At 67.9% G+C, this 13,175-nt stretch carries 9 protein-coding genes; 7 read left to right on the top strand and 2 right to left on the bottom strand.

The genetic code is table 11. From position 1 onward, the window contains the following. Positions 1–27: 27 nt before the first annotated feature. On the bottom strand, positions 28–177 hold the full coding sequence (locus tag BLS97_RS22575; RefSeq protein WP_157695119.1) for a hypothetical protein: 150 nt from the start codon (positions 175–177) through the stop codon (positions 28–30). 479 nt (positions 178–656) lie between these two features. Between BLS97_RS22575 and typA the strand changes: the two genes are divergently transcribed. The 5 genes from typA to BLS97_RS02145 all read left to right on the top strand — a co-directional run bounded on the left by typA (position 657) and on the right by BLS97_RS02145 (position 9,428). Further along, the gene (gene typA, locus BLS97_RS02165) at positions 657–2,552 is read left to right on the top strand and encodes a translational GTPase TypA (protein WP_269457486.1); all 1,896 of its coding nucleotides are present in this window, start codon (positions 657–659) and stop codon (positions 2,550–2,552) included. 81 nt (positions 2,553–2,633) lie between these two features. Beyond that, complete coding sequence (locus BLS97_RS02160; RefSeq protein ID WP_090474349.1) at positions 2,634–4,316, top strand: ABC transporter substrate-binding protein; 1,683 nt, start codon at positions 2,634–2,636, stop codon at positions 4,314–4,316. 333 nt (positions 4,317–4,649) lie between these two features. Then, on the top strand, positions 4,650–6,659 hold the full coding sequence (locus BLS97_RS02155; RefSeq protein WP_157695118.1) for an ABC transporter substrate-binding protein: 2,010 nt from the start codon (positions 4,650–4,652) through the stop codon (positions 6,657–6,659). Between the two features lie 187 nt (positions 6,660–6,846). Beyond that, a complete protein-coding gene (locus tag BLS97_RS02150; protein WP_197676364.1) occupies positions 6,847–8,361 on the top strand; it encodes an ABC transporter permease subunit in 1,515 nt (504 codons plus the stop codon). Continuing rightward, positions 8,361–9,428 (top strand): ABC transporter permease, encoded by a 1,068-nt coding sequence (locus tag BLS97_RS02145; protein WP_090474343.1) that lies wholly within the window; start codon positions 8,361–8,363, stop codon positions 9,426–9,428. The genes BLS97_RS02150 and BLS97_RS02145 overlap by 1 nt, the downstream gene beginning before the upstream one ends. A 32-nt stretch (positions 9,429–9,460) precedes the next feature. Here the strand turns inward: BLS97_RS02145 and BLS97_RS02140 are convergent, their stop codons facing one another. Beyond that, on the bottom strand, positions 9,461–10,069 hold the full coding sequence (locus BLS97_RS02140; RefSeq protein WP_090474341.1) for a PH domain-containing protein: 609 nt from the start codon (positions 10,067–10,069) through the stop codon (positions 9,461–9,463). A 92-nt stretch (positions 10,070–10,161) separates the two neighbouring features. On the opposite strand from BLS97_RS02140, the gene BLS97_RS02135 reads away from it, so the two are divergent. Together BLS97_RS02135 and BLS97_RS02130 are read left to right on the top strand one after the other, a co-directional pair. Further along, positions 10,162–11,979: an ABC transporter ATP-binding protein gene (locus BLS97_RS02135; RefSeq protein ID WP_197676363.1), complete on the top strand. Its 1,818-nt coding sequence runs from the start codon at positions 10,162–10,164 to the stop codon at positions 11,977–11,979. 59 nt (positions 11,980–12,038) lie between these two features. Next, the gene (locus BLS97_RS02130; RefSeq protein ID WP_090474339.1) at positions 12,039–13,172 is read left to right on the top strand and encodes an MFS transporter; all 1,134 of its coding nucleotides are present in this window, start codon (positions 12,039–12,041) and stop codon (positions 13,170–13,172) included. Positions 13,173–13,175 lie beyond the last annotated feature (3 nt).

Raw genomic sequence — 13,175 nt, 5'->3', positions numbered from 1 at the left:
ATTCACCGTGCTCGTCAGGACGAGCGATCAGTGCTGGTCAGGGGCCGATCGGGAGACGTCGGCGACTTCTTCCTCCGGACGTGGCGCGATGTCCTCGTCGAACTCCAGCATCTCGATCGGTGGCTCGAATCCGGGTTCGCCGGGGGCCGGATGCTCTGGTTTCGGCTCGTTGCTCATGTCGCCTGCTCTCATGGTCGCCCGTTGGATCTCGACTCTAGGCCGCCTTAGGAGGGCCCGGGCGTTCGAACTCACCGCTTCGCGCCGCGCACTGCGCGGCGAGGGTGCGGCGAGGGTTCTGCAGCGACGTTGGTACTCGTAACGCCTGAGACGCACTCGTACGGCCGCCGGTGGGATGGCATGTTCAGGCCGGCATTACGAGTGGTCCCGGCCCGGCCCGGCGTGGCCCGGCCCGGCGTGGCCCCGGCCCCGTCCCCCCGGGCCCGTCCCGTCCGGCCGGCGGGAGCGGCCGTCCGGCCCCGGGCCGGGTGGCGTCCGGCACGCGGGAACTGCCGCGCGTGGGCGCCTGTGACGCAGTCGGGAGAGCAGGGGACCAGGAGTGCACCCCGCCCCCGGTAGACTCGATGACGCTGCACTGTGTCAAATTCGACTCGGGTGGCCGCCGTGGCCCACGTGCCGCGGCTTTTGTCATGCGCCCGGTGAGCTTCAGATCCGGGTGCCCCGGAGTCAAGAGGAGCATTCCCGCTGTGGCTGTTAGGTCAGATCTACGAAATGTCGCCATCGTCGCGCACGTCGACCATGGCAAGACCACCCTGGTCGACGCGATGTTGTGGCAGTCGGGCGCGTTCCGCGCCGGGAGCGCCCACACCGACCGGGTGATGGACTCCAACGACCTGGAACGCGAGAAGGGCATCACCATTCTCGCGAAGAACACCGCCGTGCATCGCGGCGACATGATCATCAACATCGTCGACACCCCTGGCCACGCCGACTTCGGCGGCGAGGTGGAACGCGCGTTGATGATGGTCGACGGTGTCGTCCTGCTGGTCGACGCCTCGGAAGGCCCGCTGCCGCAGACCCGCTTCGTGCTGCGCAAGGCCCTCGAGGCCCGCCTGCCGGTCGTCCTGGTGGTCAACAAGACCGACCGCCCGGACGCCCGGATCGACGAGGTCGTCGACGAGACGTACGCCCTGTTCCTGGACCTGGACGCCGACGACGAGCAGATCGAGTTCCCGATCGTCTACTGCGCCTCGCGCGCCGGGCGGGCCAGCCTGAACAAGCCGGGCAACGGCGAGATGCCCGACCACGAGAACCTCGACCCGCTGTTCGACGTGCTGCTGGAGGCCATCCCGGCTCCCCAGTACACCGAGGGTGCGCCGCTGCAGGCGCAGGTCACCAACATCGACGCCTCCCCGTTCCTCGGCCGTATCGCCATGTGCCGGGTTATCGAGGGCACCATCACCAAGGGCCAGCAGGTCGCCTGGATGAAGCTGGACGGCAGCGTCGTCCGCACCCGGGTCTCCGAGCTGTTGATCACCGAGGCGCTCGACCGGGTCCCGGTCGAGTCGGCCTACGCCGGCGACCTGATCGCCGTGGCCGGCATGGCCGACATCACGATCGGCGAGACGCTGGCCGACGCCGAGAACCCGGTGGCCCTGCCGCCGATCACCGTCGACGAGCCGGCCATCTCCATGACCGTCGGCATCAACACCAGCCCCCTCGCGGGGAAGGACGGCGGCAAGAAGCTGACCGCCCGCCAGGTCAAGAACCGCCTCGACCAGGAGCTGATCGGTAACGTCTCGATCCGCGTCCTGAACACCGAGCGCCCCGACACCTGGGAAGTCCAGGGCCGCGGTGAGCTCGCGCTGGCCATCCTGGTCGAGACCATGCGCCGGGAGAGCTTCGAGCTGACCATCGGCAAGCCGCAGGTCGTCCTGCGCGAGGTCGACGGACACAAGCACGAACCGTTCGAGCGCCTGACCATCGACGTGCCCGAGGAGTACCTGGGCGCCGTCACGCAGCTGCTGGCCGTCCGCAAGGGCCGCATGGAGACCATGACGAACCACGGCACCGGCTGGGTGCGCCTGGAGTTCCACGTCCCGTCCCGCGGGTTGATCGGCTTCCGCACCGACTTCCTCACCGACACCCGCGGCACCGGTATCGCCAGTGCCATCTTCGACGGCTACGGCCCGTGGGCCGGCCCGATCCGCGGCCGCGCCAGCGGTTCGCTGGTCGCCGACCGCGCCGGCAAGGCGACTCCATTCGCCATGCTCAGCCTGCAGGAGCGCGGCGCGATGTTCGTGCCGCCGACCACCGAGGTGTACGAGGGCATGATCGTCGGCGAGAACTCCCGCGCCGACGACATGGACGTCAACATCACCAAGGAGAAGCAGCTCACCAACATGCGCAAGTCCTCCAGTGAGGAACTGGTGCACCTGGTGCCCAACCGCGTGCTCAGCCTGGAGCAGGCGCTGGAGTTCTGTGCCGACGACGAGTGCGTGGAGATCACCCCGATCGCCGCTCGCATCCGCAAGGTCGTCCTGAACGCCGGTGAGCGGGCCCGCACCCGTTCGCGGAGCAAGGTCTCCTCCTGACCCACCCCGAGTGAGCATCGCAGGCCGGAGCGGAGCGATGCGCGCTTGCGCGAAGAGTCAGGATTCAACACAGTGACGAGCATGAGAGACCGCGGACGGCGAGCACGACGCCGTCCGCGGTCTCTCGTCGTTCTGGCTCTGCTGGCTCTCGCGACGACGGCCTGCACCCCGCCGGGGCTGCCGGCCCCGATCGCCCCCACCGCCGCATCGGCCGCGGGAAGCGCGCAGCCCTCGGAACCGGCCGTCACCATCGGGGTCGACGGCACCGTCGAGGGGTTCAACCCGCACACCATCGCCGACTACTCGCTGGTCGACTCGGCCGTCTCCCAGCTGGTACTGCCGTCGGTGTCCACGGTCGCGTCCGACGGTTCGGTCCAGCTCAACTCGGATGTGGTGAGCAAGGCGGAGGTCACCTCGACCGATCCGTTCACGGTCACCTACACGGTGGACCGCAACGCCGCCTGGTCCGACGGAACCCCGATCACCGGCGAGGACTTCAGCTATCTGCGCGACCAGATGCTGATTCAGCCGGGCACGGTCGACCCGGCGGGCTACCGCCTGATCAGCGGGATCGTGTCCCGCGACGCCGGGAAGACGGTCCAGGTGACCTTCACCCACTCCGTGTCGGACTGGAAGACCCTGTTCTCACCCCTGCTGCCCTCCCACATCCTCAAGGACTCGCCGGGCGGCTGGACCGAGGGGCTGGCCACCAGCCTCCCGGTGTCGGGCAACCGGTACAAGATGCAGAGCTACGACACGGTCACCGGCGAGATCACCCTGGTGCGCAACGACAAGTACTGGGGCGCCGCCCCGAAGCCGGGCACCGTGATCATCCGGATCGGCACCTCCTCGGCGTTGATTGCCGCGCTGGGTCGAGGTGACGTCCAGGCCGTTTTGCTGCAGCCGGGCGAAGCCGACCAACGAACCCTGCTGGCCCGGGTGCCGGCCACCAGGCGCGCCGTCGTGCCCCTGCCCGGGACGCAACAGCTCGTCTTCAACACGGTTCGCGGTCCGGCCGCGGATCCGAACGTCCGCCGGGCGGTGGCCGCGACCCTGGACGTCGCGGCCCTCCGGTCAGTACTGGACGGTGGCAACTCGGCCCTCGGGCAGTCGTCCTCTTCATTGGTCTCACTCGGCGGCTCGGCCAGCACGCAAGCGCCCGACCGGTCGGCCGCCCTGTCCTACCTGGCCGCCGCCGGATATCACCGGGAATCGGTCTACATGAGCAAGGCAGGGCAGATTCTGCGGTTGACCCTGACCTATGCCGCCAACGACGCCCGGATGGCCGCCGCCGCCGCGCTGGTCCAGACCCAACTGGCGGCGATCGGCATCGAGGTCGACCTGATCCGGGACGACCAACGGGCCATGGTGAACAGCCGCCTGGCCCTGGGTACCGCGGACCTCGGATTGCTGATGGTGCCGCGCGGTCCCTCCGACGGTCTGGCCGTAGGGTCGGCCTTCGGGTGCCCGGTCGGCACCGGGTCGAGTGGGGGAGTCGCGGGCCGCAACCCGGTGCCGCGTGCGGGCAACCTGTCCGGGTTGTGCACGACGGGGATCCAGGCCCTGCTGGACCAGGCGTCGGCCGGGACGGTGCCCGCCGGGCTGCAGAGCGCCCTCGCGACGGCGCTCCCGGTGATCCAGATCAGTCGTCCGTCGGCCATCTTCGCCACGTCGTCGCGTTACGGCCTCGCGGCCGGGAAATCCGGGCCCGGGTGGGCGTTCTCGGGGCCTCTTTCCACCCTGCCGACCTGGCCGGCGAGCTAACCTCCGGTGCGCGGTGACCTGGACATATACCGGTCACAGAGAGCGATCGCCGCAACTTTTCCGGCGCCGGAGAGTCCTGACTGGAAGAGCTGCGCCGACGTAGTTCGCGTGCCCCAGATGTCCGATTGGTGTTTCCCTAATGCTAACCACCGGTCACCTTTTGGTGACGATCACTGTTGTCGCCTGGCCCAGATGGTGAGACAGTTCGTAAAGTCTGGCGGTCAGACATACATGGTTGCTCTGCAGCCCGAAGGATGCGGCGGTCGATGGGGGCCGACGTTGACGGGTTGCGCAGCGCTCCGAGGAGGAACCTTCATGACAAGAACACGAGCAGTGACACTCACTGCTCTCGTAGCGGCATCGGCGATGGTCTTCGCCGCGTGCTCCAGCTCGCCTGGTCAGTCGACGCCGTCCAGCAGTTCGGCCTCGTCGAGCAGCACCCCGGCCGCCAGCGGATCCTCCAGTGCGGCGCCGGTGTCCAGCGGCGCACCCTCGAGCGGGGCCGCCACCAGCGGCGCCGCGACGAGTGGCGCCCCGCAGTACACCCCGCAGCCAGCCGGCAGCGAGGGCTGCGGCAAGCCGCACGGCCCCTACACCGACCCGGGCGAGCCGAAGGGTGCTGTCACCACCGGCAGTGCCGAACTGGCCACGTCCTGGAACAACATCACCTCGCACGGCAACTCGGTCTACAACGCCAACCCGCAGTACCTGACCCAGGCGCAGGAGAACTACTACGACAAGGACCTGAACCTGGTCAACAACGACCAGTTCATCCAGTGCGTCGTCGTCTCCAAGAGCCCGTTGACCGTCAAGTACACGATCAACGCGGCCGCCAAGTGGTCCGACGGCGTGCCGGTCACGGCGGCCGACCTGATCCTGGCCTGGGGTGCGCAGTCCGGTAACTTCAACACCGGCGAGGTGAAGACGGACAAGGACGGCAACCCGATCGCCAACACCAGCGCCGTCGCCTTCGACTCGCAGAGCCAGGGCCTGGCCCTGATCACCAAGTTCCCGGAGGCCTCGGCCGACAACAAGTCGCTGACCGTCGTCTACGACGAGCCGTTCGTCGATTACGCGCTGAACCTCACGGTCGGCGTTCCGGCCCACGTCACGGCCATGCACGCCCTCGGCATGACCGACGCCGCCGCGGCCACGACCGCCCTGGTCGCCGCGTTCAAGAACAAGAAGACGGCCGACCTGGTCAAGATCGCCAACTTCTGGAACACCGGCTTCGACTTCACGGCGCTGCCCAGCGACAAGTCGCTGTACCTGTCCGACGGCGCGTACCTGTTGACCGACTTCAAGGCCAACCAGTACATGACGTTCACGGCCAACCCCGACTACACCTGGGGCCCGAAGCCGACCGTCAAGACCATCACCTACCAGTACCTGCCGGACGCGACCGCGGCCGTCCAGGCCATCGCCAACGGTGAGGTCGCGATCTACGAGCCGGAGCACCCGACGGCCGACACCACGAAGGGTCTGGCCGCGCTGTCGGGCCAGGGCGTCAAGTACAGCGTCGGTGTCGGCGGCTCGTATGAGCACGTCGACCTGGTCTTCAACAACGGCGGCCCGTTCGACCCGAAGACCTACGGCGGCGACGCCACCAAGGCCCTCGAGGTCCGTCAGGCCTTCCTGAAGGTCATCCCGCGCCAGGGCATCCTGGACCGCCTGGTCAAGCCGATCAACCCCTCGGCCGTTCTGCGTGACTCGTTCACCCAGGTCCCCGGTTCGCCGCTGTACGACACGGTGACCAAGTCCAACGGCATGTCGGCGTACGACACGGTGGACATCGCCGGTGCCAAGGCCCTGCTGGCCAAGGCGGGCGTGACGAACCTGAAGGTGCGTTTCCTGTACTCGGCCACCAACCCGGTGCGTGGCCAGGAGTTCGCGCTGATCGCCGCGTCGGCGAAGGAGGCCGGCATCACACTGGTCGACGGCAAGGACCCGAACTGGTCCTCGAACCTGCCGAACATCGCCAAGTACGACGCCTCGCTCTTCGCCTGGCAGAACACCAATCTGGGCATCGCGCAGATCCCGCCGAACTACCTCGGCAAGGATTCGGTCTCCAAGACCTGGGGCCAGAACAACTATGGCCAGTTCAACAACGCCCAGGTCAACAAGGACATGACGACGCTCAACGTCACCTCCGACCCGACCAAGCAGAACAAGTTGATCGAGAGCACGGAGAAGGAGCTGGTGGCCAACGCCTTCGGCACGATCCTGTACCAGTACCCGGACATCGTCGGATACGACTCGACCAAGATCTCCAACGTCTCGTCGGTTCCGGTCTCGCCGGGCGTGTTCTACAACTTCTGGGAGTGGAAGCTCGCGGGCAGCTGATCGCCCCCGAGTAGTGCACGAACAGGAGTAACAGCCTTCTCAGCGGGAGGTACCGTACCGGCCATGTCCGGTACGGTGCCTCCCGCGAAGGTTTGTCGTCATGGTCCCGGGCCGAAGTCCGCCCGGGTCACCGGAACCAGCATGGAAGAGTGAGCCCAACTTGTTGACCTTCATCCTCCGACGAATCGTGGCTTCGTTCTTCATCCTGATCGGGGCCACGTTCATCGCCTACGTGCTGGTCAGCAACGCCGGCGATCCGCTGGAGAACGCGCGTGGCCTACCCAATCCCACGCAGCGACTGCAGACCATGGCGACCATCACCCAGACCCTGCACCTGGACGTCAATCCGGTGTTCCGCTACTTCATCTGGCTCAAGGGCGTCGGCGGGTGTTTCGTCGGCAAGTGCGACTTCGGCGTGAACATCGCGCAAGTCCCGGTCAACGGCCAGCTGTCCCTGGCCTTGGGCAGTTCGCTGAAACTGATCACCGCCTCGACGGTGCTCGCCGTCTTCCTGGGTATCGCGATCGGCATCATCACCGCTTTGCGGCAGTACTCCGGGCTGGACTACACGGTCACGCTGATCACCTTCCTGTTCTTCTCGCTGCCGGTGATCTGGATCGGCATCGTCCTCAAGGACATCTTCGCCTTGCAGTTCAACACCTTCCTGCAACGCGGGGCCCAGATGAGTTGGGCGACCATCATCATCGCGTCGGTCCTCATCGGGCTGATCGCCTACTCGCTTTTCGCCGGCGAACTGCGCCGCCGACTGATGACCGGTGCCCTGTCCGGACTCGTCGCCTTCGCCGTCTTCTACTTCATCACCGTCCAGCAGTGGCTGCTCAACCCGAGCCTCGGCCCGGTCGTCATCGCCCTGCTCGGGGTCGGACTGGCCCTCGGCGTCACCGTGCTGACATCCGGCCTGGGGAACAGGAAGTCGCTCTACACCGCGCTGACCACGGTGGCCGTCGGTGTCGCCCTGTGGTACCCGCTGCAGTTCTTCTTCCACAACGGCATGTCCGGCTGGAAGTTGTTCGGATTGCTGGTGATCGCGCTGATCGTCGGGTCGGTGATCGGATACCTGTACGGCGGCGACGACCGTGGACTGTCGGCCCGGAACGGCGCCATCACCGCCTTCACCACCAGCTTCGTCATCTTCGTGGACCGGATGTTCCGGGCGTGGCACTCCTACAACACGAACACGGCCATCAACGGGCGTCCGATCCGGACGCTGGGCCCGAGTACACCCAACCTGCAGGGTGACTTCTGGATCCAGCTGACCGACACCATGACCCACCTGATCCTGCCGACCATCACCCTGATGCTCATCTCGCTGGCCACCCACTCGCGGTTCTCGCGGGCGAGCATGCTGGAGGTGATGAACATGGACTACATCCGCACGGCCCGGTCGAAGGGTCTGACCGAGCGGACCGTCGTCATGCGGCACGCACTGCGCAACGCGCTGATCCCGATGGCCACCGTGGTTGCCTTCGACATCGCCGGACTGATCGGCGGCGCTGTGCTGACCGAGACCGTGTTCGGGTGGAAGTCGATGGGACAACTGTTCCAGCAGGGGCTACTCGCCCATGATCCCAACCCGGTGATGGCGTTCTTCGTCGTGAGCGCCACCATCGCCGTCCTTGCCAATCTGCTCGCCGACCTGGCCTATGCCGGTCTCGACCCCCGAATCCGGGTAGGTTCCTGATGTCGACTCCCACTCAGCCGATGCCCGAGCCGGGCGCCCCGGTGATCACCGAGGAGGAGATCTCCCTCGAGCAGAAGGAGGTCGCCGGCCTGTCCCAGGGACAGATCGTGCGGCGGCGGTTCCTCCAGCACCGTGCGGCCATGGTCTCGCTGATCGTGCTGGCTCTGACCCTGCTCCTGGCCATCACCAGCATCGGGTGGGGTCCCGTCCCCGGCTGGTGGAAGTGGAACGCCTACGACGTGGTCGGTTCGCCGTCCGGTCAACGACCGACCCTGGCCTTCCTGGGCATCGGTGGCCATTTCTTCGCCTGGGGCGACTTCCCGTTCGGGGCCAGCGGGCAGTGGGGCACCGACAACTTCGCCCAGGTGATGCGGGGAACGCAGCAGACCATCGTGGTCGTGTTGATCCTGGGCCTGCTGACCACCGTCATCGGGGTGGTGCTGGGCGCGGTCGCCGGCTTCTTCCTGGGCTGGGTCGACTCGGTGATCATGCGCTTCACCGACCTGATCATCACGCTGCCGATCATCCTGATCACCGCCGTCGTCGGCTACCAGTTCAACACCAGAGGGGTGTTGGTGGTGGCCCTGGCCCTCGGCCTGCTCTCCTGGACATCGCTGGCCCGGCTCGTCCGGGCCGAGTTCCTGTCGCTGCGGGAGCGCGAGTTCGTCGACGCGGCCCGGGTGGCCGGAGCGTCCAACGCCCGCATCATGTTCAAGCACATCCTGCCCAACTCGGTCGGCGTCATCGTCGTCAACGTGACCCTGACCATGAGTGGCGGCATCCTGGCCGAGGCGGCACTGTCGTATCTGCAGTTCGGCATCCAGTACCCGGACGTCTCCCTGGGCTCGCTGATCTCCCAGTACCAGGGCTCCATCCAGACCGGTGAGCCCTACCTGTTCATCTGGCCCGGCGTCATGATCATCGTCATCGTGCTGTGTCTGAACTTCATCGGTGACGGCCTCCGGGACGCCTTCGACCCCCGGCAGAAGCGCATTCCCAAGGCTCGCGACCTGCGCAAGTCGCGTCAGCTGGAAGCCATGGCAACCGCGGCCGGGCCGGAGAGTTGAGTTCGATGACCACGGTCAGGGCGCCGTGGGCGTCAGGCCAGGACCGAGCTCAACAGCCCGAGCAGCACCAACACCGCCCCGACCAGGATCGTCCGGTAGTGCCAGAACGACGGTGGCGCCTCGAACTCGATCTTCGGGTCGTCCAGGTGGCCGGCGTCCCGGAGCTCCTCCCAGCGGCGCCGAACGACCAGGGCGGCCGAGCCGGACGGGGAACCGGGCAGGTCGCCCGGACGGATGGAATCGCCGGGCCCGAAGGTGGACTCCGGCAGGCCCTTGAGGTCGTGGCGGCCGGCCATCCGGGAAGCCAGTCCGCCCGGCGCCGGCGCGGCCCAGGCGGTCACCTTTCCGTAGTGGGTGAACAGGGTCAGCGCCCACTTGGTGTCGATCCGCTGGATCGACGGCCAGGGCAGGTCGATGGTGCGCAGCACGTTCACGACCCGGACCCCACCGTCGTCGACGGCCACCTCGGGGCGCCAGTAGATGGCCCAGACCAGGCCGACGGCCAGGGCATCCCAGGGTGCCAGCAGCAGGGCGGCCCGGGAACCGTCGCTGATCAAGGTCATCACCAGGGCGACCGCACCCAGACCGGCGAAGACAACTGTCATGACCCGGCCGAAGCTCGGACGAAAAACCGATCGCATGGGGCCATCGTCCCATCAGCAACGCTCTCTCCCCGCCGGCGCAGCGGCCGCCGTCCCCAGAGCAGTCAACCGCAGTATGGAAGGACCTCGTCGTGACCACGCCCACCGGTGCGCCCAACCTGAACAAGACGAACGCGCCCGTCCTGACCGTCCGTGATCTCGACATCGACTTCTGGGTCGACGGCACGTGGTACCCGGCCGTCACCCGGAACGAGTTCACGTTGATGCCGGGCGAGGTGCTCTCGATCGTCGGCGAGTCCGGTTCCGGTAAGAGCACCACCGCCATGGCCATTCTCGGCCTGTTGCCGAAGAACTCCCACGTCGAAGGGTCGATCAAACTCGGCGAACGCGAGTTGGTCGGTGCCTCCGAGCGGGCGATGCGGGCCATCCGCGGCAAGGAGATCGCGATGATCTTCCAGGAGCCGATGACCGCTCTGAACCCGGTGTACACCATCGGCTTCCAGATCGCCGAGATGCTCCGGGCCCACAAGGCCATGGCCCCCAAGGCGGCGCGGGCCAGGGCCATCGAACTGCTGACCCTGGTCGAGATCCCGGATCCGGAACGTCGGGTCGACTCCTACCCGCACCAACTCTCCGGTGGGCAGCGGCAGCGGGCCATGATCGCGCAGGCCCTGGCCCTCGACCCGATGTTGCTGGTCGCCGACGAGCCGACCACCGCGCTGGACGTCACCGTCCAGGCCGAGATCCTCAAGCTGATGCGGGATCTCAAGCACCGGGTGGACGCCGCGATCATCCTGATCACCCACGACATGGGTGTGGTGGCCGACATGGCCGACCGCATCATCGTGATGAAGGATGGCAAGATCGTCGAGACCGGCGACGCCGAGAAGATCTTCAAGCACCCCGAGCAGGCATACACGATCCAGCTGCTGAACGCGGTGCCGCACCTCGGCTCGATCGTCGCCGACGAGGGTGTTCCGATGGCGGAGGACCTGGCCGAGGGCATCGAAGGCGGCGCGACCACCACCCACCGCCCGGAGGAGGTCGCCGAGGACCCGACCAAACGGGCCGACCTGGCGCCCGGCGTGCCGCCCGTCGTTGAGCTGCACGACGTCGCCGTCGAGTACCCGAAGCGGGGACGGACCCCGGCGTTCCGGGCCGTCGACAAGTTCACCCTGTCCATCGGGCAGGGCGAGGTGGTCGGGTTGGTCGGCGAGTCCGGCTCCGGCAAGACCACCATCGGCCGGGCCCTGGTCGGCCTGCTGCCGTTCGTCCAGGGCACGGCCAACGTGATCGGCACCAATATCGTGGGCGCCAGCAAGAAGGACCTGCTCCAGGTGCGCAAGGACGTCAGCTTCGTCTTCCAGGACCCGGGCTCGTCCCTCAACCCGCGGCTGCCGGTCGGCGAGTCGATCGGCGAACCCCTGCTGCTGCAGAAGATGGCCAAGGGCAAGGACCTGTCGAACCGGGTGGAGAAGCTGCTCGACCAGGTGCAGCTGCCGCGGGCCATGCGGAACCGCTACCCGCACGAACTCTCCGGCGGCCAGCGTCAGCGGGTCGGCATCGCCCGGGCCCTGGCCCTGAACCCGAAGCTGCTGATCGCCGACGAACCCACCTCCGCCCTCGACGTCTCGGTCCAGGCCAGGGTGCTCGACCTGTTCCAGGAGCTGCAGGCGCAGCAGGGTTTCGCCTGCTTGTTCATCTCCCACGACCTCGCGGTGGTGGAGATCCTGTCCCGCCGGATCGCGGTCTTGCACCACGGCCGGTTGGTCGAGATGGGCACCCGGGAGCAGATCCTGTCCAACCCGATCGACGACTACACCAAACGTCTGCTGGCCGCCGTGCCGGTCCCCGACCCGGCCGAGCAGGCGATCCGCCGGGAGCAGCGGGACAAGCTGCTCGCGGCCGGCGTCGGGGTCGAGCCCGACGAGTTCGAGGTCTTCGCCTGACAGCGGTCGAACCGCCGTCCGATCTCCACGGCTCGTCGTCGCTGTGGCGTCTGCGGGGTATGCGTGGTCTGGCTTACCTGTGTGTGCTCGCGTTCGCCAGCTTCTTCCTGACCCTGTCCTCGCTGCCGCTCTACGGCATCCGGATCGGTGCGTCGGCCGGGGCGGCCGGTCTGGTCACCACCGTGATGCTGCTCAGCACGGTGGGGACCCAGACCCTGGTCCCGGCGCTCGTCAACCGGTTCGGGCCGGCTCGGGTGCTGGGTGCGGGCCTGGTCGCGCTCGGCGGCCCCGCGCCGCTGTACCTGATCGGTCACTCGTTCGCCTGGGTGCTGTTCGTCTCGGCCCTGCGCGGGCTAGGTTTCGCCGTCATCACGGTGCTGATGCCGTTGGTGGCCAGCCGCCTGGTCCCGCAGGGCCGGCGGGGTGAGGCCATCGGCATCTACGGCCTGGCCATCGCCGTCCCGAATCTGGCGGCGGTGCCGGTCGGGGTCGCGCTCACCGCGGCCGGCCATTTCTCCGTGGTGGCCGTCGTCGCCGCCGCGCCGCTGCTGGCACTGCCGCTGATCCGGTCCATCACCCGGTCGATGCGGCCGGTGGACGCCCCGGCCGGCCCGGTGGATCACCCGGTCGACGCGGTGGCCACCGTCCGGCGGATCTCCGGCATCACGGCCGTGCTCCTGGTGATGACGCTCTCCGGTGGCGGCGTGTTGACGTTCCTGCCGGTGGCCCGGCCCGAGGGATCACTGGCCACGGTCGGCCTACTGGTCTTCGGGGCCACCGGCGCGCTGGCCCGGTGGCGGGTCGGGGTGCTGGCCGACCGGTTCGGGCATCGGGGGCTGCTGGCCGTCTCCCTCCTGATCGGGGCGGCCGGTCTCGGCCTCGTCGCGGCCGGGCTGAGCGCGTCGTCGGCGACGGCGGTGCTGGTCGGGGCAGCCGCGCTCGGCATCGGGTACGGCGGTGCGCAGAACGTGACCCTGCTGGTCGCCTTCGTTCTGGCCGGCCCGGCGAACGTGACCACCGCTAGCGCGGTGTGGAACGCCGCCTACGACGCCGGTACCGCGATCGGTGCCCTGCTCGTCGGGTTGGTGGCGGCCGGCGGGGTCGGGTATCCCTGGACCTTCGCCGGATGTGCGGTGCTGATCGCGCTCTCACTGCCGCTGGGCGTGCGGGCCGCGCACCGCGCCGGGCGTTGACCG

This window comes from Nakamurella panacisegetis, assembly GCF_900104535.1.
Lineage (GTDB): Bacteria > Actinomycetota > Actinomycetes > Mycobacteriales > Nakamurellaceae > Nakamurella > Nakamurella panacisegetis.
This window is presented reverse-complemented; position numbering and strand designations above follow the sequence as displayed.